The sequence below is a fragment of the Micromonospora sp. NPDC000316 genome (genome assembly GCF_042898885.1).
In the GTDB taxonomy this organism is placed as follows: Bacteria; Actinomycetota; Actinomycetes; order Mycobacteriales; family Micromonosporaceae; genus Micromonospora.
In genome coordinates this window covers 1-18,172 of sequence record NZ_JBIAZG010000024.1, presented here as the reverse complement: position 1 = coordinate 18,172, position 18,172 = coordinate 1, and the positions used below count along the sequence as shown (strand labels likewise).

Annotated in this window: 21 protein-coding genes and 2 pseudogenes; 10 read left to right on the top strand and 13 right to left on the bottom strand. The window is 68.9% G+C overall.

Going from position 1 to position 18,172, the window contains the following annotated elements; translation table 11 throughout:
- Window positions 1-274: 274 nt before the first annotated feature.
- The 4 genes from ACFY2Q_RS28095 (at window position 275) to ACFY2Q_RS28080 (ending at window position 5,118) form a co-directional block, all read left to right on the top strand.
- Window positions 275-1,594, top strand: a complete 1,320-nt coding sequence (locus ACFY2Q_RS28095) for a cellulose binding domain-containing protein (protein ID WP_387135393.1) — start codon at window positions 275-277, stop codon at window positions 1,592-1,594.
- A 341-nt stretch (window positions 1,595-1,935) separates the two neighbouring features.
- Window positions 1,936-3,075 carry an SPFH domain-containing protein gene (locus ACFY2Q_RS28090; RefSeq protein WP_387135391.1) on the top strand — a complete coding sequence of 380 codons (1,140 nt, stop codon included), beginning with the start codon at window positions 1,936-1,938 and terminating at the stop codon, window positions 3,073-3,075.
- Window positions 3,076-3,118: 43 nt separating this feature from the next.
- Window positions 3,119-4,210: a hypothetical protein gene (locus tag ACFY2Q_RS28085; protein WP_387135388.1), complete on the top strand. Its 1,092-nt coding sequence runs from the start codon at window positions 3,119-3,121 to the stop codon at window positions 4,208-4,210.
- Window positions 4,211-4,413: 203 nt separating this feature from the next.
- Window positions 4,414-5,118, top strand: coding sequence for a DUF4386 domain-containing protein (locus tag ACFY2Q_RS28080; protein ID WP_387135385.1), 705 nt, complete (start codon window positions 4,414-4,416; stop codon window positions 5,116-5,118).
- 106 nt (window positions 5,119-5,224) lie between these two features.
- Here the strand turns inward: ACFY2Q_RS28080 and ACFY2Q_RS28075 are convergent, their stop codons facing one another.
- The 4 genes from ACFY2Q_RS28075 to ACFY2Q_RS28060 all read right to left on the bottom strand — a co-directional run bounded on the left by ACFY2Q_RS28075 (window position 5,225) and on the right by ACFY2Q_RS28060 (window position 8,291).
- The gene (locus ACFY2Q_RS28075; protein WP_387135383.1) at window positions 5,225-6,514 is read right to left on the bottom strand and encodes a cellulose-binding domain-containing protein; all 1,290 of its coding nucleotides are present in this window, start codon (window positions 6,512-6,514) and stop codon (window positions 5,225-5,227) included.
- 295 nt (window positions 6,515-6,809) lie between these two features.
- The gene (locus ACFY2Q_RS28070; RefSeq protein WP_387135380.1) at window positions 6,810-7,244 is read right to left on the bottom strand and encodes a glutaredoxin domain-containing protein; all 435 of its coding nucleotides are present in this window, start codon (window positions 7,242-7,244) and stop codon (window positions 6,810-6,812) included.
- 96 nt (window positions 7,245-7,340) lie between these two features.
- Window positions 7,341-7,544, bottom strand: a complete 204-nt coding sequence (locus ACFY2Q_RS28065; RefSeq protein ID WP_387135377.1) for a helix-hairpin-helix domain-containing protein — start codon at window positions 7,542-7,544, stop codon at window positions 7,341-7,343.
- A gap of 84 nt (window positions 7,545-7,628) precedes the next feature.
- The gene (locus ACFY2Q_RS28060) at window positions 7,629-8,291 is read right to left on the bottom strand and encodes a TetR/AcrR family transcriptional regulator (protein WP_387135375.1); all 663 of its coding nucleotides are present in this window, start codon (window positions 8,289-8,291) and stop codon (window positions 7,629-7,631) included.
- A gap of 109 nt (window positions 8,292-8,400) precedes the next feature.
- Here ACFY2Q_RS28060 and ACFY2Q_RS28055 point away from each other — a divergent pair, with 109 nt between their 5' ends.
- From ACFY2Q_RS28055 to ACFY2Q_RS28045, 3 genes and pseudogenes are all read left to right on the top strand, one after another.
- A complete protein-coding gene (locus ACFY2Q_RS28055) occupies window positions 8,401-9,348 on the top strand; it encodes an SDR family NAD(P)-dependent oxidoreductase (RefSeq protein ID WP_387135372.1) in 948 nt (315 codons plus the stop codon).
- Window positions 9,349-9,403: 55 nt separating this feature from the next.
- Window positions 9,404-9,844: pseudogene (locus tag ACFY2Q_RS28050) on the top strand (prolyl oligopeptidase family serine peptidase); the annotation flags it as partial.
- Window positions 9,845-9,900: 56 nt separating this feature from the next.
- The gene (locus tag ACFY2Q_RS28045) at window positions 9,901-10,515 is read left to right on the top strand and encodes a DUF1697 domain-containing protein (RefSeq protein ID WP_387135370.1); all 615 of its coding nucleotides are present in this window, start codon (window positions 9,901-9,903) and stop codon (window positions 10,513-10,515) included.
- A gap of 49 nt (window positions 10,516-10,564) precedes the next feature.
- Here the strand turns inward: ACFY2Q_RS28045 and ACFY2Q_RS28040 are convergent, their stop codons facing one another.
- From ACFY2Q_RS28040 to ACFY2Q_RS28015, 6 genes and pseudogenes are all read right to left on the bottom strand, one after another.
- Window positions 10,565-10,810 carry a hypothetical protein gene (locus ACFY2Q_RS28040; RefSeq protein WP_387135367.1) on the bottom strand — a complete coding sequence of 82 codons (246 nt, stop codon included), beginning with the start codon at window positions 10,808-10,810 and terminating at the stop codon, window positions 10,565-10,567.
- 61 nt (window positions 10,811-10,871) lie between these two features.
- A complete protein-coding gene (locus ACFY2Q_RS28035; RefSeq protein WP_387135364.1) occupies window positions 10,872-11,426 on the bottom strand; it encodes a dihydrofolate reductase family protein in 555 nt (184 codons plus the stop codon).
- A 116-nt stretch (window positions 11,427-11,542) separates the two neighbouring features.
- Entirely contained in the window at window positions 11,543-11,797 is a 255-nt protein-coding gene (locus ACFY2Q_RS28030) for a hypothetical protein (protein ID WP_387135362.1), read from the bottom strand.
- A gap of 191 nt (window positions 11,798-11,988) precedes the next feature.
- Window positions 11,989-12,840 (bottom strand): ATP-grasp domain-containing protein, encoded by an 852-nt coding sequence (locus tag ACFY2Q_RS28025; protein ID WP_387135359.1) that lies wholly within the window; start codon window positions 12,838-12,840, stop codon window positions 11,989-11,991.
- 160 nt (window positions 12,841-13,000) lie between these two features.
- The gene (locus ACFY2Q_RS28020) at window positions 13,001-13,525 is read right to left on the bottom strand and encodes an SRPBCC family protein (RefSeq protein WP_387135441.1); all 525 of its coding nucleotides are present in this window, start codon (window positions 13,523-13,525) and stop codon (window positions 13,001-13,003) included.
- A 63-nt stretch (window positions 13,526-13,588) separates the two neighbouring features.
- Window positions 13,589-13,710 (bottom strand): annotated as a pseudogene (locus ACFY2Q_RS28015) (NUDIX hydrolase); the annotation flags it as partial.
- A 79-nt stretch (window positions 13,711-13,789) separates the two neighbouring features.
- Here ACFY2Q_RS28015 and ACFY2Q_RS28010 point away from each other — a divergent pair.
- Both ACFY2Q_RS28010 and ACFY2Q_RS28005 read left to right on the top strand, forming a co-directional pair.
- Complete coding sequence (locus ACFY2Q_RS28010; protein WP_387135357.1) at window positions 13,790-14,524, top strand: hypothetical protein; 735 nt, start codon at window positions 13,790-13,792, stop codon at window positions 14,522-14,524.
- Between the two features lie 346 nt (window positions 14,525-14,870).
- Entirely contained in the window at window positions 14,871-15,218 is a 348-nt protein-coding gene (locus ACFY2Q_RS28005) for a pentapeptide repeat-containing protein (protein WP_387135355.1), read from the top strand.
- 78 nt (window positions 15,219-15,296) lie between these two features.
- On the opposite strand, the gene ACFY2Q_RS28000 is transcribed toward ACFY2Q_RS28005, so the two are convergent.
- The 3 genes from ACFY2Q_RS28000 to ACFY2Q_RS27990 form a co-directional block, all read right to left on the bottom strand.
- Window positions 15,297-16,331, bottom strand: coding sequence for a DUF808 domain-containing protein (locus ACFY2Q_RS28000; protein ID WP_387135353.1), 1,035 nt, complete (start codon window positions 16,329-16,331; stop codon window positions 15,297-15,299).
- Between the two features lie 328 nt (window positions 16,332-16,659).
- Complete coding sequence (locus ACFY2Q_RS27995) at window positions 16,660-16,845, bottom strand: hypothetical protein (RefSeq protein WP_387135350.1); 186 nt, start codon at window positions 16,843-16,845, stop codon at window positions 16,660-16,662.
- Complete coding sequence (locus tag ACFY2Q_RS27990; RefSeq protein WP_387135347.1) at window positions 16,842-17,060, bottom strand: flavin reductase; 219 nt, start codon at window positions 17,058-17,060, stop codon at window positions 16,842-16,844. The genes ACFY2Q_RS27995 and ACFY2Q_RS27990 overlap by 4 nt, the downstream gene beginning before the upstream one ends.
- Before the next feature lie 424 nt (window positions 17,061-17,484).
- Here ACFY2Q_RS27990 and ACFY2Q_RS27985 point away from each other — a divergent pair, with 424 nt between their 5' ends.
- Entirely contained in the window at window positions 17,485-17,724 is a 240-nt protein-coding gene (locus tag ACFY2Q_RS27985; protein WP_124773732.1) for a GntR family transcriptional regulator, read from the top strand.
- Window positions 17,725-18,172 lie beyond the last annotated feature (448 nt).

The window sequence follows — 18,172 nt, the reverse complement described above, 5'->3', positions numbered from 1 at the left end:
AGACTCCGGTTGAAGATGTTATCGATAAACTGCTATCTTTCGGCGCGGGAGTGCAGGGCACGCTCCCAGTCGCACCGTCAATCGGCAGGGCACACGGCGGGCACACCGCCTCGACGCCTGGCCGGTCGGCGACCAGTCCGGGCCGCTCTACCGATGCAGGCTGACCGCAGGGCGGCCATCGGGCGACTCCGACCCGGCCGCATGCCCAGCCCCCACGCCCGCACAGGCGCCCCTGCATCGGCGACCCAGACGATCAAGGGCAAGGAGGCAAGCAATGGTCAAACGCGCACAGCTTCTCTCCACCATCGCCGCCGCGGCCGTTCTCCTCGCGGCGACGACAGGCGCGGCGCTGAGCGGCGCGCTCGGCGCCACGGCGGAGGCCGCGACGAACGGCACGCTCGCGGCAACCGCCGGCTGCGGCAAGGCGCCCACGCTAACCAGCGGGACGCGCACCATCTCCAGCGGCGGGCAGAACCGCAGCTACATCCTGCGGATCCCGGACGGGTACGACCGCAACCACCCCTACCGGCTGGTCTTCGGCTTCCACTGGCTGAACGGCTCGGCCAACAACGTCGCCTCGGCCGGCTACTACGGTCTGCAGCCGCTGTCGAACAACAGCACGATCTTCGTCGCGCCGCAGGGCCTCGACAACGGCTGGGCCAACACCAACGGCCGGGACCTGACCCTCTTCGACGACATCTCCCGGCAGATCGAGAACGACCTCTGCGTCGAGACGACCCAGCGCTTCGCGCTCGGCTGGAGCTACGGCGGGGCGATGAGTTACGCGGTGGCCTGCGCCCGGCCGAACATCGTCCGCGCGGTCACCGTGATTTCCGGGGCCAACCTGAGCGGATGCAACGGCGGCACGCAACCAGTCGCCTACTTCGGCATCCACGGCATCTACGACAGCGTGCTCAACATCTCGATGGGTCGATCGCTGCGGGACACGTTCGTCCGGAACAACGGCTGCACCGCGCAGAGCCCGCGCGAGCCGAGCCGAGGCAGCCTCACCCACATCACCACCACCTACTCGGGCTGCCGGGCCGGGTACCCGGTGCAGTGGGCAGCCTTCGACGGAGACCACACCCCCAGCCCTGTCGACGGGTCGTCCAGCCCGAACGACTCCCGGACGTGGACCTCGGCGGAGATCTGGCGGTTCTTCACCCAGTTCGAGTCCACCCCGCCGCCCACCACCGCCCCGCCGACCACCCCGCCCCCCACGTCCGCCCCGCCCACCACTCCGCCGCCCACCACCGCCCCACCGACCACCCCGCCGCCGACCGGTGGGCCGGGCGCCTGCTCCGCCACCTACCGCACCGTCAACACCTGGCCCGGCGGTTTCCAGGCTGAGGTCACCGTGGCCAACACCAGCACCAGCCCGCTCAACGGCTGGACCGCGCGTCTGAGCCTGGCCGGCGGCCAGGCCATCAGCAGCCTCTGGAACGGCGTCAACACCGGAACCACCGGCACCGTAAGCGTCCGGAACGCCCCGTACAACGGATCGTTGGGCCCGAACGCCTCCACCACCTTCGGGTTCACCGCCACCGGCGACGGCACCACGCCGGCCGGCAACCTCACCTGCACCAGCCCCTGATCGACTGCGACACCGTGGGCCCGGAGCCACCCGGCTCCGGGCCCACAACGCGGCCACCCAGTCCGATGTGGAGCGTTGCACGAGGCGCGTCACCGGTCGGGCACACGGGCCGTGCCGGCAGCGCCCGCTGACCGATCGGCCACTGCCGCCCGGTCGCGTCTGCACCTCCGGCAGACACCCGTACCAATCGACTGGTGCGTTCGGTCACGGATGCCCTCATCCGTTGGTCGAGGCGGTTATCGGCGGCGACCGATGGTCCCGCAGACAATCTTTTCGCAGGTGGCGGGGGGTTGCTATCGTCGCCCGCGACGCCGAGCCTCGGCGGCAGGGAAGGGGACACAATGAGTCTGATGGACAAACTCCGGGGCGAGTTCGTCGATATCATCGAGTGGCTGGACGACAGCCGAGACACGATCGTCTGGCGGTTCCCGCGCTATCAGAACGAGATCAAGATGGGCGCCAAGTTGGTCGTCCGCGAGTCCCAGACGGCGGTGTTCGTCAACGAGGGACAGATCGCCGACGCGTTCCCGCCCGGCACCTACACGCTGGAAACCCGGAACATGCCCATCCTGTCCACTCTCAAGGGCTGGAAGTACGGCTTCAACTCGCCGTTCAAGGCCGAGGTGTACTTCGTCAACACCCGGCAGTTCACCGACATGAAGTGGGGAACGCAGAACCCGGTGATCCTGCGCGACGCCGAATTCGGCGTGGTCCGGGTGCGGGCGTTCGGCGCGTACGCGGCGCGGGTGGTGGACGCGTCGCAACTCCTGCGGGAACTGGTCGGCACCGATCCGCAGTTCCGCACCGAGGAGGTGCAGGAATACCTGCGGCAGCTCATCGTGGGGCGGCTGGGCAACGCACTGGCCACGGCGGGCGTGCCGCTGCTGGACCTGGCGGCGCACCAGGACGCGATCGGCCGCCGCTTGGCGACCGTGCTGACCGCGGAGCTGGCCGAGGTCGGTATCGCCATCCCCAAGTTCGTCATCGAGAACGTCTCCGTGCCGCCGGAGGTGGAGCAGGCCCTGGACAAGCGGACCAGCATGGGCGCGGTCGGCGACCTGGGCCGGTACACCCAGTTCCAGGCGGCAAACGCGATGGAGGCCGCGGCCAAGAACCCGGGCGGCGAGGCGGGCGCCGGCATTGGGCTCGGCATGGGCATGGCCATGGGCCAGCAGATGTCCCGGGCGATGGCGGGCGGCTCGGGCGCGCCGCAACCGACCCCCGCGCAGCCGACCCCCGCGCAGCCGGCCGCCGCCGAGCCGCCGCCGCTGCCGACCCAGACCCAGTGGTACGTCGGCGTCGCCGGGCAACGGCAGGGCCCGTACGACCTCGGCGGGCTGGCCGAGCAGGTCGGCGCGGGCGCGCTGGGCCCGGACACGCTCGTGTGGCAGGCCGGCATGGCGCAGTGGCAGCCCGCCGGGCAGGTGCCGGAGCTGGCCTCGGTGCTGGCGAGCGTCCCGCCGCCCCTGCCCCCGCAGTGAGCGCACGGCAGGCCGACGGAACGCTGCGAGGGAAGAGAAGGCAATGAGCGACACGACCGTATCCCCACCGACCTACGGGTGTGGGGGCTGTGGTGCCCGGGTGGAGTACGCGCCGGGCGCGGCGACGCTTAGCTGCCCGTACTGCGGGCATCAGCAACAGATCGCCGGCGCGGGCCGGGAGGTACGCGAGCACGCGTACAGCGAGTTGGCGAGCCTGCCGCGCAAGCCGGCGGCAAGCGTCGCCGCGCACGCGTACGTCTGCCCGGCCTGCGGCGCGCACACCGAGAGCGACGCGATCGCCAAGCGCTGCCAGTTCTGCGCCACGCCACTCGTGGCGGAGAACGTGACAGGTGAGCTGATCGCACCGGAGGCGGTGCTGCCGTTCGCTGTGGACCGGGCAGGGGTGCGCACCGCCCTGGGCACCTGGTGCCGCAGCCGCTGGTTCGCGCCGGGGAGCCTCAAGAAGGTCAGCGAGGCGGAGACCCTCAAGGGCACCTACCTGCCGCACTGGACGTTCGACGCGCGGACCGTGTCGGACTACCAGGGGCAGCGCGGCGAGTACTACTACGTCACCGAGACGTACACGGTGACTGTGGACGGCAGGCAGGAGACGCGCACCCGGCAGGTGCGCCACACCCGGTGGCACTCGGCGAGCGGGACCGTCCGCCGGGACTTCGACGATGTGCTGGTGCCCGCCACCGCGCACCTGCCGGCGAAGCAGCTGGACGAGCTGGCCCCGTGGCCGCTGGCCGAGGCTGTCGCGTACCACGGCGACTATCTGGCCGGCTATCACGCGCTGCGCTACGACACCGAGCCCGAGGCCGGCCTCGTCGAGGCGAAGGCGCGGATGGCGCCCATCATCGAGGGCGACTGCCGGTCGGACATCGGCGGCGACGAGCAGCAGGTGTCCTCGGTGGACACCGCCTACTCGGACGTGGCGTACAAGTTGGTGCTGCTGCCGGTGTGGATCGCCGCGTACCTGCACGCCGGCAAGTCGTACCAGGTCCTGGTCAACGCCCGGACCGGCGAGGTCATCGGCGAACGCCCGTACAGCGCGGCGAAGATCGCGGCGGCGGTGCTCGCCGCGCTGGCGCTTGTCGCGGCGCTCGTTGTGGCGTACGTGATGAGCCGCTAGCGACCTGCTCTGCCTCTCCCCCACGGGCCACCGGTATCCGTGCCGGTGGCCCGTGCCATGACGCAGTTGTGATCATCGGGCGTCCGGATTCCGTCGACGAGGCGAGGATTGCCCGAGTGGCCTATTCGCCATCGCCCCGGATCCGCAGGAGGGTGGCGGAAGGACCACCATTGGCTGAGCGACAGCGACGAAAGGAACCCCCGATGGACTCGCTGAGGAAGACCTCTCTGGTCGCGGGCGTGTTCTACGTGCTCACCTTCGTCTCGATCCCCACCATCGGCCTGTACGCGCCGGTGCGCGACGCGGACTTCATCGTCGGCACCACGTCGGAAACGCCTGTCGTCGTCGGCGCGATCCTGGAGACGATCGTCGCCCTCGCCTGCATCGGCACCGCCATCGCGCTCTACCCGGTGCTCAAACGGCAGGGGGAAGGCCGAGCGCTGGGTTTTGTCGGCGCACGCGTCCTCGAAGCCGCCGGCATCTTCATCGGCGTCGCGAGCCTCCTGACGATCGTGGCGCTGCGGCGGGCCGAAGCCGGCCCCGAGGCCCTGGTCACCGGCCAGATGCTCGTCGCCTTCTACGACTCGGTCTTCCTGCTCAGCCAGAGCTTCCTGCCGGCCGTGAACGCCCTGCTGCTGGGTACCCTGCTGTACCAGGCACGCCTCGTGCCGCGGATTCTCCCGCTGCTCGGGCTGGCCGGCGCGCCCCTGCTCGTCGCCTCCGACATCGGCATCCTGTTCGACCTCTGGGACCGACTGTCGCCGGTGACGGCGGTCGCGGCCCTCCCCATCGCGATCTGGGAGCTCTCGCTGGGCGTCTACCTGATCGTCAAGGGCTTCCGGCCCTCGCCGCTCACCGCGAGCATGACCACCGAGGGCGCTCGTCAGGTCCAGGACGCCGCTGTCTGACCGTCGACGGCCCTCACGCGTTCCGGCCATGGTTGAGGGCGCTCGGTGACCGAGCCGCCCCGGGTTCTGCGCGGTCCACAGGACCCGGGGCGGCTCGATCGAACGATCAGCAGCCGATCCGACTGGAGCCGATCGCGACGTCGTCGTACCAGAGGGTGTCGGCCCCGCCGCCGTAGCTCTCCCAGCCCAGCTTCAGGTCGGTGAGCTGCGGCCGCCAGGTGCGGTTGTACCACTGGCCGTCGATGTCGTGCGTCGGTACGCCGTCGGCGGTCAGCCCGGTGATGGCGCTGCCGTCCACCCAGGTACGCAGTTGACCTGTGGAGCCGTCCACCATGAACTCCACACAGGTCCACCGATTGGTGGGTAGCGGCAGGCTCTGCGCCACCCCGGCCGGGCTCTGCTCGGGCAGGGTCGCGTCGTCGGAGGCGCGGTTCCACTGCAGGGCACCGTTCTGGCCGCCCAGCCGCAGGTCCTTGTTGCCGTCGGCGGCGTCGGTCATCGCCAGCATCGTGGTGTGCTCGGTGGGCTGGGCGGTGGTGTGCCGCACCCAGATTCGCGCGTACCGGAGGCTGCCCACGCTGCTGAGGTTCTTCGTGGACCTGACGAAGACGTGGTTGCAGTAGCCGGCGGCGCCGTTGATCCGTACTGCCCGGCTGCCGCTGTGCGTGGTGGTCGTGTCGATGGTGGCCGTGCCGGCGCCGGCACAGTCCGGGCTCACCACTGTCCAGTCGCCCGACGGTGTCGAGCCGGTCTGGTTCTCGAAGCCGTCGCAGAGCACCGCCCCGGCGCACCCGACCGGCGGCGGGGTGGTCGGCGGCGGGGTCGTCGGCGGCGGGGTGGTCGGCGGCGGGGTGGTCGGCGGTGGCGTCGTCGGCGGTGGGGTGGTCGGCGGTGGGGTCGTCGGCGGTGGGCTGGTGGGCGGGGGCGTGGTGGGCGGTGGGCTGGTCGGCGGTGCGGTGGTCGGGGTCGGCCCGGTGCCGTTGCACGGCACGCCGTTCAGGCTGAACCCGGTCGGTGCCCCACCGCTGGCGCCGAACGTGCCCTGCACCCCGAACTCGGTGGAGCCACCGGCCGCGATGTTGCCGTTGTACGACATGTTGCGTGCGGTCACCGTCGATCCGGACTGGCTCACCGTGGCGTTCCAGCCGTTCGTGACGCGCTCGTCCCCGGCGTACGTCCAGGTGACGGTCCAACTGGAGACGGCGCTGTCGCCGGGAAGAACCTTGATGTTGGCGGTGAAGCCGCCGGGCCACTGGTTGGGCGTGTAGTCGACCCGGCAGCCCTGGGCGGCGGTGGCCGGGCCGGTGAGCAGGGCCGTTCCGGTCACGGTCACGGCGGCGGCCAGCGCGGCGACGACAGCGATGGTCGGGGCGGGGCGGGCACGGAAAATTGTCATGGAAGGTCCTTCTGCCATCGAGCGGACGGAGGCGGGCGCGGCGGCGCGTCCTGCACAGACGCAGCGCGTCAACGCGCCCTGCGCGCGGCGCGACGGTGCGCCGCAGCGACTTGTCGATGCGTACGACAAACGTGCCCGGCTCGGGGTGGACCTGTCAGTCGCCGACGGCCCGGTCATCCGGACCCCGGCGGCGCCCGCCCTCAATCTATTGACAGTCCCCTATCTAATCAAGTCGGGGTCGCCCGGTGGTCCCCCGTCGTCACCGGCACCGGGCGGGCGCTGAAGTCCGCAGTGCTCAGGACGAGCGGAACTGCTCGCGGAGCCAGGCCCGGTCAGGGTTCACCACGGCCTGGCCGCCGAGCACGACTGTGGGCACGGTCTCGTTGCCGCCGGCCACCGCCCGGACTGCGGCGGCACCCGCCGGGTCACGCCAGATGTCCACCCAGTGCGCCCGCTCGGCGAGCCGGCCGAGGGAGAACCGGAGTCGGAGACAGTAGCGACAGCCGGGACGCCAGTACACGATCGGCCGGCCGTCCGCCGCGCTGGCCCGCTGCGCTTCGGCGGCGTCCACCGAGCGGGGGAAGACCCACGGCGACAGCAGCAACGCCAGCGCCAAGAAGATCAGCAGTTCGGCGCCGCCCACGACGGGCAACCCGTCGGCCAGTTGCGACGCCGCCACCAGCACGCCGCACGCCGCCATCATGATCGCCAGACTCCACCGCCGCACCACCCCGGGAACCTACACCCGGCAGGCCGATGCGCTGTCGTCGCTCAGGTCCGCGGCCCGATGCGCGTGCCGCCGCGGCACCTCGCGCTGCACGGAGCCCTACCCCAGGCTCAGATTGTGCTGCTCCAGCGCGCTCTCAATGATCACGAGCGCTTTCGGCCCCATGCCATGCAGCTTGGCCAACTCGGCGCGTGGCACCCCCGCAAGATCGCGAAGCGCCGAATAGCCGGCATCGTGGAGGGCCCGTGTCGCTGGCGCACCGATCTTCGGCAGGGTGTCGAGGTCAGCACTCACGGCGCTCATCGTAGCGCCGTCGACCGTCGCCAACGCCGACCGTTTGCGGGTCGAGACCGGCCGCGAGACTCGGCCGACCCGGTGCGACGCGGGTCAGCGGGGCAGCACGCCCAGGAGGGTCGCGGTCAATGCCTGCCGCAGGTAGTCGTCCAGCTCCAGGTGGAAGCGGGCCAGGTCGGGCTCGGCCTGGTAGGCCGCCTGCAGGCTGGGCGGGGGTGTGCTATACGCCGACAGCGCCCCAGCCATGACCATTGTTTGCAGGCTGAACAGCACGGCTTTGTCGCCCAACTCCGGCAGGTACTTCTCGATCAGGGCGGTCATGGTTGTCAGGCGCTCCAGGGAGGCGCGCTTGTAGCGCGCCACGACCTCGACGGAGACGTTGTGTTCCAGGACGCTGCCCTGCGCGCCGAAGAGGTCGCACATCACCAAGCGGCCGGAGAGTGAGCGGCTGAGGATCTCGGCCACCGCTGTCGCCCGCTCGGCCATGGGCAGATCTTCGTCGACGCCGTCGGCCAACTCGTCTGCCAGTTCCGTCAGCCACTCGCGCAGGAAGTGGTCAAGCAGTTCCAGCAGCACCGCCTCGCGAGACTCGAAGTAGCGCAGCACGTTCGGCTTCGCCAGGCCTACCCGGCGGCTGAGCTCGTTGAGGGTGACTGCGGCCACGGGCATCTCGTCGAGCATCGTCGACGCCGCGTCCAGGATCGCCCGTCGGCGGATCTCCCGCTGCTCCTCGGTTCGCGCCCGCTGGAATGTCACGCTCGCCAGCCTAACTTAGGTACCTCCGGTACGTTGACAACGTACCGAGAGTACTTTAACGTCGACAGCACAAGATACCTCCGGTACGTTAGACAGTAGGGAGCTTCACATGAGCGAAAAGTGGACGACGGCGAACATTCCGAACCAGCGCGGGCGGGTGGCAGTGGTGACCGGCGCCAACACCGGCCTGGGGTACGAGACCGCCAAGGCGCTCGCCGAGCGCGGCGCGTCAGTGGTGCTCGCCGTGCGCAACGTCGAGAAGGGCAAGCAGGCCGCGGCCCGCATGTCCGGCGACGTGACGGTGCAGGCGCTGGACCTGACCTCGCTCGACTCCGTCCGGAGCGCGGCGGCGGCGCTGCGGTCCCGGCTCGACCGGATCGACCTGCTGATCAACAACGCCGGCGTGATGTACACCCCGAAGCAGACCACCCGGGACGGCTTCGAGATGCAGTTCGGCACCAACCACCTCGGCCACTTCGCGCTCACCGGGCTTCTGCTGGACCTGATGCTCCCGGCGCCCGGCTCGCGCGTGGTGACAGTCAGCAGCACCGGCCACCGCATCCGGGCCGCGATCCACTTCGACGACCTCCAGTGGGAGCGGTCGTACGGCCCAGCCGCCGCCTACGGTCAGTCCAAGCTGGCCAACCTGATGTTCACCTACGAGTTGCAGCGCCGGCTCGTCGCGCACCGCACCACTGTCGCCCTGGCCGCGCACCCCGGCATCTCCAGCACCGAACTCACCCGCAACGCCCCCGCAACCCTCCGTCTTCCGCTGACCTGGCTCGCGCCGCTGGTCGGCCAGAAGCCGGCGATGGGCGCGCTTCCGACGCTGCGCGCCGCCACCGATCCGGCCGCACTCGGCGGCCAGTACTACGGTCCCGGCGGACGCCGCGAGCTCAAGGGCCACCCGCGCCTGGTCGCCTCCAGCCCGAAGTCGCACGACGTGGCCGTCCAGCAGCGGCTGTGGGCCGTGTCCGAAGACCTCACCGGGGTGAAGTTCCCCGTCGGTCAGTCCCCGCGAAACCCGGTCTCCTCCGGATCGAGAATCACGAGCTAACCCGCGCCGGCAGACCTGGACGCCGCCGCCTGCGCCACCGGGCGGCGGCGGCACTTCCAGATCGGTCCAGGACCTCGTACACCGCAAGCGTGTCGACCCCGACCGGATCTACGTGGCCGGTTGCAGCAACGGCGGCTACATGTCCCTGGAGATGACAGTCGCCTATCCCGACCTGTTCGCCGCGTCGGTGCCGATCTGCGGCGTCGTCGAGCCGCTCGGCGAGGGCGGCCCGCCGCTGATCACCGACGCGGAGTTGGCGGGGATCCGCACCCCGACCTGGCTTGTCACCTCGCGCGACGACGACACAGTGCCAGCCGAGACCAACACGGTCCACGCCCACGACCTCATCCCGGGATCACTGATCACCCTGTACGACCACGTCGTCTGGAACGGCTACCAGTTCCCCGGGCACTGGTCCTGGATCTACGTGGCCCGCAACGACCCGAGCCACAACGGCACCCACATCTGGCAGTGGATGGCCCGCCGTCGTCGCTGATCCGCCGACACCGAGCCACCGCCTCGACTTCGCCCGGGCCCTGCCGGGGCGGCTGCTTGACACGTCCCACCGGCTCGGGCAGTTTGGGCCGGGAAGCCGGATGGCTCGTGCCGGACCGGCGGCGCGAAAGGGGTGACGTGGCCCGCTACGCGGTCCTTCTCCGTGGCATCAACGTGGGCAAGGCCCGCCGGGTCGCCATGGCCGATCTGCGGGCACTGCTCACCGAGGAGGGGTACGCCAACGTCGCCACGCTGCTGCAGAGCGGCAACGTCGTGCTGGACGCCGACCTGCCGCCGGCCAAGCTGGGCCCTGCGATCGAGCAGGCGATTGAGAAACGGTTCGGGATCCCCGTGGAGGTGATCCTGCGCAGCCGCGACGAACTGGCCCGCGTGGTGGCGAAGAATCCGCTCGCCGACGTGGCCAACGACGGCTCGAAGTACGTCGTGTCGTTCCTGGCGCGGCCGCTCGACCGGCCGATCGACGACGACCTGGCCGCCGCCGACTTCGGTGCGGAGCGGTATGCCGTGGACGGCAGTGAGATGTACATCTGGTGCCCGGGCGGTCTGCGGGACAGTTCGCTCATGAAAGCCCTGGGCAAGATCAAGGGTGGCCCGTCGGCCACCGTCCGCAACTGGAACACAGTGGAGAAGCTTCTCGCCATGATGCAGTGACAGCTCCGGCCAGCCGGACCGTCGGGCATCGTTCAGTGGCCGAACGGGATTAGACGTCGCCGGTCCACGGTTTTCCGACACCGGCGCGTACCGCGCTGCCTCCGGGCGGCAGGCCGAGAACGTCGATCAGGCTGGGGTCCGCGTCGATGGCATGATGCAGGTGCCCGATTTTGCCGTTGCTGCCGCCCGCGTCGGTGTCTCCTATCAATTGCCAGACTCCGTCGTCCGCGTCGTGGCTGACGAACAGAACCGGCTCACGGCGTTCGAAGACCTCAGGCGTCTGTAGACAGACCACGACGCGAGAATCTACCTGCCACGTATCACCGATCTGTGCCCTTGCCGTCGCACCGAAGCAATCACGCGCGGCGGTAGTGCATGGACATCACGCCGTTGCTCAGCGGCTCGGCCGAGAGCAGCTCGAGTCGGCGGGTGGCGGGCAGCCCGCCCTGATACAACGTCGGACCGTGGCCTGCGATCATGGGATGAACAAGCAGCCTGTACTCGTCGATCAGGTCCAGCCGGTCGAGTTCGGTCGCGAGCTTGCCGCTTCCGACCAGGACCCCGGCCGGGGTCGCGTCCTTGAGCTTCTGCACACCCTCGCGCAGATCGCCGGTGATGTGGTGGCTGTTGGTCCACGGGAAGTCCGTCCGCGTCGACGACACCACGTACTTGGGTTGAGCCTCCAGCTTGACCGCCCAATCACGCATGGCCGGCGGCGCCTCCACGTCACCGCGGGCGACGGCGGGCCAGTAGCTCTCCATCATCTCGTAGGTGACGCGACCCCACAGCATCGCCCCGCTCTCGTTCAGCAAGCGGGTATAGAAGGCGTGCGTCTCGTCGTCGGCGATCCCCTCCTGGTGGTCGACGCAACCATCCACAGTGACGTTGAAGCTGAAAGTGAGCAATCCCATGGCCGGGGAGTCTAGTGCCGCTAAGGCATCGGGGCCGCACCATCAGTAAACGACATCGCCTACCGTCGTGAAGGCCTGAGAGCCCGCCATGCTGCTGACGTCGACTGCGGAGCGGGTTATCCCTCGGCGCCCGGTCGGCGGTGAACCACCAGTTCGTCGATCTCCAACCGGCCCACGCGCAACTCCCGAACGACCGCCCGGCGGATGGCGAGCCGTCCGATGACGAGCGCCCCGACAGCCAGCGCCCCGACAGCCAGGGCACCGAGAGACGCCGCCCCCGCAGCCCGCGCGCCGGTAGCCGCCGCGCCCGTCGCCACCGCGCCGGTGGCGCGCGTCCCAGTCAACCGCATCAGGTGTACGTCTCGCTTCATACCCTCATTGTCCGCGCACCGCCGATCACCGTCCAAGGCGCCAGGCGCACTTGTGCCACGCTGCCGACCGATGTCGACGTTTACCCCAGAGTCGCCATGCGGGTGCTCGGGCATGCCCGATTGTCGGAGTACGGCCGCAGCCAGGCCCGGCACGAGAACATGCCCCGTCAGGGCACGGTAGCTCCTGCCGATCAGCGGGCATGAGCAAGCAGGGCGTTCATCATCGCCTGCGGTTCGATGGTGGTCGGTCGGTCGCTAACCTGCCCGTCACCGAGTTCGATGACCCGCCACACACCGTCCGCGCGCAGAGCGAGATCCACGGCGACAAAGGGCAGACCGAGCCCGACAATCAACGGCGCGACCAGGTCCAGGTCAACCGCCACCGGCGCCGAATCGTTCGGGCTGTCAGGATGCGGTCCTATCAGTTCGCAGACGCCGTCGACCCACCATGTGCGCACTTCGGCGGAAGCGAACTGCTCGAAGCGTCGCAGCACGAACCCGCCCGCGAAGTCGTCCTCGCGCAACTCCCGGAATCGGCTCGCTACGCGCCACGCAGCCGCACCATCCTCGAGGTCCGGTATGAACGCGGCCTCGTCCCAGTAGTGCTTCATGGACTTGCTGTAGTCACGCAACACCGCCGGCCCCGCGCCCAGTCCCACACGCACGCGGTCGAAGTCGGCCCGCTCCGACCCGGTGGTCCAAACCGACCGCGGGGTGACCGCGGCCAGAGCGGCATACCAGCCAGGCAGCTCATGTGCCCGCCGGTACTGCTCACCATCAGTCCTCAACACCACACCACGCTCGGCCAAGGCCTCTGCGAACCTGGCGTACTGCTCGCTACCCAGCATCCAGCCGCGGTATACAGCCAAACCACTGCCCGAGACTGATGCGACCGCCCGCCGCGCATCTTCGCCCCGCGCCAACGCGTCGTGGTCGACCACCACCACGTCCAGCCCGACAGCACGTGCAGCACGTGCCTCCGCCGCGAAATGCTCATCCGGGCGACGCGGCCGCAGAGGGTCCGCAGGAACCAACAGGATCACGCCCACATCCTGCCCGCCCCCGTCCCCGATCTCGAACTCTTATTCCGATCGAACCAGGTCTGTCACCATCTCCGGATGGTCATTGTGGTGATCGACGTGGAAGGCAGTTGAGTTCGCCCGGAGCGCCGATCCCCTACCAGGACATACGCCCGATGCTCCATCAGCGGCAATCTTGATCATTCCGCGCATGGTCCGGATCTTGCGCTCCCCTCGATGCTGAGCGAGGAAGCTCTGCCAATGTGGCAGCAAGGTAGGTGTTGCGGCGTGCGATGAGGCGTTGCAGGTACGGCCGCAGGATGAGGCTGGCCATGATGCGACCGACGGGTCCCATCGGCGCAGAAAAGTCGATGACATCGCGCATGAGGGTTGCCGAGGAGTCAGCCGGGTTCGGCGTGAAGCTGTGCTCGTGGTGCCATCGGCCGAAAGGGCCGCTGATCTGCTCGTCCGTGAAGCTGTGCGGCCGCCGGTAACCAGTGATCCGAACGGTCATCCGCCAGGGCAGGCCGAAGTGCCTGGCCTCCCACGTGACGGCATCGCCGGCCTTCAAGCGGCCGGTCGTTATGCCGCCGACTGCACGTTCGGCACTACTTCCCATGGACTCGGTGTGCGTATCAACATCGAGGCAAGCGTCGAAGACGGTTTCCGGGGCTGCCTGAACGTCCGTAGTCAGCTCGATGCGCGGCACGCAGCCACCGTAGGCCCTGGTCGCGCTACGAGCGCAGCAGGATGAGCACTTGGACCCCAGGCAATCCACTATGCTCAGCCGCGCCCGGCGGATGTCGTCCACGACCCGCTCGCCGTGGATCGTCCACCGGGTCAACTCCGTCGCCTGCATCTCCGCCTCCACCCAGTATCCGCACCGAGCCTCACCAGGTGGCGCGGGTCCGATGCGTACCGGGCAGCGAGCTGGTCGTGGGCCGCATTGCTGACCTTCGTTAGGGTCGGAGGTGTGGAAGCCGTCCGGAGCCATCTGAGGGTTCTCGGCAGCACCGCAATTGTCATGCTGGCCGCCGTCGTCGTCCTCGGTGGTTCGGCGGTCGGCCTCCTTCTGCTTGCCGAGTACTTACGTGACACCTGGCTTGTCGGCCGGTTGGTGGCCATGATCGGGTTCTATCTCGCGGCCGGCGGCGCGCTGGTCGTCACACTGCTCTTGCCTATAGGCGTGTTGGGGCCGAACCTAGCCACGAAGCTGTTCTTCGTGCGCAACAAGGTGCTCACCCCGGACGTGGTGCGCGACCTGGTTGCGACGGAGGCTGCCGCCGTCACGGTTCCGATTGCGTCAGGGCAAGGCGTCTTAAGAGTCATTCCGTTCAAGCCCGAGTGGTGGCTCGACGACTCCTATGCCGACGACGCCGCGCCGGTCGTCGCCGTTGAGGACGTCGAGTATGGGTTGCCAGGTTGGGGTCCGTACGACATCGCTGTCCCAGCCGGGTCCGTCGATGTCGTGGTCTGGGTGCCGCGCCGCAACGGAAATCTGGGGCGGCGGGTCCGCAACTCCATACCCGTACCAGAGGGGCGTGTCGGCGCGCTGATTTTCCGACCGTCTTCGATACCGGAACTGCCCGGCACCGTGGAGTCGCTGAGCAGCGAGTTGACGGGAACTCTGTCGATGTTCCGGCTCTCGCTGGCGGCCGCGGTACTCATCGGGTTTGCCTATACGGCTTGGCGGCTAATCACCGGGTGAGACGGCGCGGCGAGTGCATAACGGCCTTCTCATCACGTGTGCCGTCAACCCGCCCTCCTGGAGAGCGGGCTGCCGCGCGGCCCGCCAGGTCAAGCGGACCTTGACGGCTCGTACCGCTCTCGCGCCAGCCGCCGAGCGTGTTTCGTGGCCGGAGTCGAAGTGCCAGCGAAGCGACGGACGCGCGCGCAGGCAGCGGCGCGTGCCGCCCGTTCAGTGCCGCCTTGAAGACGTACAGAACGTCTTCCCGCACATGCGGCGGGCGGCCGTCCTGCGCCGCTTGACGCGTCGCATCTGAGCGCGTGGAAAGCCTGTGGTTCGGCAATGGGCGGTCGGCTACGGTTCGCGGATGAGCATCCTGCCCGGCGCGACGAGGCAGTCGTTCGTAGGCCGCGATCTTCGGCATCGCACCCTGGATAGACACTCCTTCAAGTTCTGTGATTTCCGTGGCGCCGACCTCCGGGGTGCGTCCCTCCGGGGTGCCAGCTTCGCGGGCTGCGACCTGCGGAATGCCGACCTGCGCGACGCGGATCTGTCCTACGCGCGGTTCAGCTACGTGAGGACTCACGATCCGGAGTACGGACGCACAGACGTTACCGGGGCCCGGTGGGACGGGGCCAACCTTCGACGCGTTACCGCCGAACGCGTCATTGGATGGCCGCACGGCCACTCAGACTCCGGCACTGCCTCGGGTTGACGTGTCGGAACCCGGTGCTCCTCTAGCGCGCCCACCGCGCACGCCAGCGCGGCCTTCGAGTGCGATGATTTTGTGCGGTCAACCGCGCGGCGCTCGGTCCGCAGGAGCGTCGCGACGCTGAACTGCACGGCTGGGCTGCGCGGGGATGGTGCCGTCAGCACGAGTCGTGGCCGCAGTCGCAGCCGCAGGCTTGGATTTGCGGCGGTGGAGCGTGAGAGTCATGACCAGCACGACCAACGCTCCGACGATCAGCCCGAGGATCGCACTGGCCACCGTGTTGACGAGCCAGCCGACGAGCCCGCCGAGAACACCCGTGGCGTCGTGGGCAGCGACCTCCACGTGGTGCACGGCCTCGTACAGGAAGTGCAGGTTCAGCTCGTTCGTGCCTAGCAGCAGGATGTGGCCGCCCACCCACAGCATCGCCGCGGTGCCGACTACCGTCAGCACGCTGAGGACCACAGGCATCGCCCTCACCAGACCGCGGCCGAACGTGGCGACGGCGCCGGAACGTTGCGACAGGCGCAGCCCGGCGTCGTCCATCTTTACGATCAGGGCCACCACGCCGTACACCAGGACGGTTATGACGACGGCGACGACAGCCAGGATCGCCAGGCGGGACCAGAACGCCTCATCGATCACCTCGTTAAGGCTGATGACCATGATCTCTGCCGAGAGGATCAGGTCGGTTCGTACCGCCCCAGACACCAGTGTCGTCTCGTCCTGCACCTTCTCCTCGCCCGCGCCGGAGGCACCGTGATGGGCGATCTTGGCCCACACCTTTTCCGCGCCTTCATAACAGAGGTAGGCGCCGCCGAGCATGAGGATCGGAGTGAGCAGCCAAGGCACGAACTGACTGAGCAGCAGCACCGCCGGCAGGACGATGAAGAACTTGTTGCGCAGCGACCCCACGGCAATGCGCTTGATAATCGGCAACTCGCGCTCGGCCGCCAGGCTCCGCACGTACTGCGGCGTGACGGCAGCATCGTCGACGACGACGCCCGCAGCCTTGACGCCGGCCTTCGCGGCAGCCGCCCCGATGTCATCGATCGACGCGGCAGCGGCCCGGGCCAGCACCGCCACGTCATCCAGCAGGGCTACGAGTCCACCGGCCAAGGGAGGGTCCTTCCAGAGTTGCGCAGAGTTCGAACTGGCCCATTCTCGCTCAGGTCCCTGCGCGCGGCACGCCACCGCCCGGTCGTATATCGGGCGAGAGCTCGAGGTGAGCGGCTATCGCGCTCGGCCGACCGCCACCACCGCGCCCGGGTCATCACCTGGCGCCAGGTGTGGGTTCGTGTCGGTGACCGGTTATCACCGGTGGTGACTCACCATGACCGGATGCATGTTCTTCGAGGTGTCTTGATTTTTGTCTTTGCGGCCTGAAGGCGCACGCCGGCCGCCTGGACAGGGCCGACTTCGGAATGCTCCCGCCGACCGACGAGCCCTACCAGGTCGTCCAGACCGGGCGCTTGATGCGGACCTTCGGACGCTCGTTTCTCAGGTGTCCTTGCTTGTGTTGGCGGACCTGTTCGTCCCAGACCTCCTGGTCGTAGTCCGGGTCCGGCGGGATCCACCTGTGCGAGCCGTCGCTGTAGTGGAACTTCTCGTCACCGGATCGCAGGATGCTCATCGGGTCCAGCCGAGGAAGCGGTAATGCAAGTGGCCGGCGGGAACGTGGGCCAGGTCTTGGGCAGCGTCGACGAGCTGGGCGGCCAGGTAGAGGGCCAGTGACACCGGGGCGCGGTCGTACTCGGCTCGCAGCTCTCGGCGCCGGGTCTGGCATGGCCACTCCCCCGCACAGCCGCCGCACGTCCAGGCCGGCTTGACCGGGTGATGAGTGGTCATTGCGGGCCGTCCTGGCTGGGCCAGTGGCCGCGGTTGATCGGGATGCGGTGGCGGCTTCGGCATGGCAGGTCGCCTCCGCAGCGGCAGACGCGCCGCCAGTGTCGCCAGGACCAGACGGGCCGGTGCCGGCGAGCCAGGGTCAGCGCCACCGCCAGCACGTACTCGTCGTACGAGACTCGCTTCACTAGCTCGCCGCTCCCGCTCGCGCTCGCGCCATGGTCTGCCGTGCTGCCCAAGTCGAAGGGAGCACTGCCGCCTCCTCGTGCCGCAGCAATCTGGAGGCGTGGATGCCCGGACGCGGGGGACGCGCCGAACATCCACGCCGGCGAGGACGGCCCACAGCGCCAACCGAGGGAATCGACCTCCTCGGCAACCTCCCATAGGTACCGTTGGGTAGTCAAGGGCTGACATAGGTGGTCTACTCGTGTTGCCAACCGAGGAGAACCACGTGCCGCCGCGTTACCGCTACGAGCAGATTGCCGACGACCTCGCCGAACGCATCAAGTCCGGCGAGTTTCAGCCCGGCTCCAAGCTGCCCAGCCGGCGAGAATTGATCGAGCACTACGGGGTCACCGAGCCGGTGATCGACCGCGCCATGCAGGTACTACGGATCAAAGGGATGACCGAAACGCTTCCCGGCGTTGGCGTCTTCGTCGCCGAGTAGATCCCTCCGGAGAGCCAGCCGCCGCAACCGCGATCCCTCGCTTGGAAGCTCTGTGCACCACGCGTCCGCGCTCGTCTGCGAGTGGATTTGCACTCGTAGCAGCGCCTTCTCCGCGCCCGTCTCGACATCGCTGTGCGGGATCATTGCTGTCAGAGCCGGCGACAGCGGGCGTCCAGCACTGTTGCCACCGCCACTTACAAGCTCTGCGCACCGCGTCCGCCCTCGTCCGAGAACGGCCGCACGCTCGGTGCCTCGTCCACGGCAGACTATGTCAGCGTGCCGCCGTCCGGCGCGGTTGCTGTCAGCGCTGCTGTCGACAGCCATTCCGCTGGCGTCCGTGCCTCGCCCCCGCCTAAGGGACGTCTCGTAACTGGTTGAAGGCGTTGCCCGGAGCCGGCTCGGTGGTCAGCCGGCGAGGATGATGTTGTGGAGGTTGGCGATGCCGGAA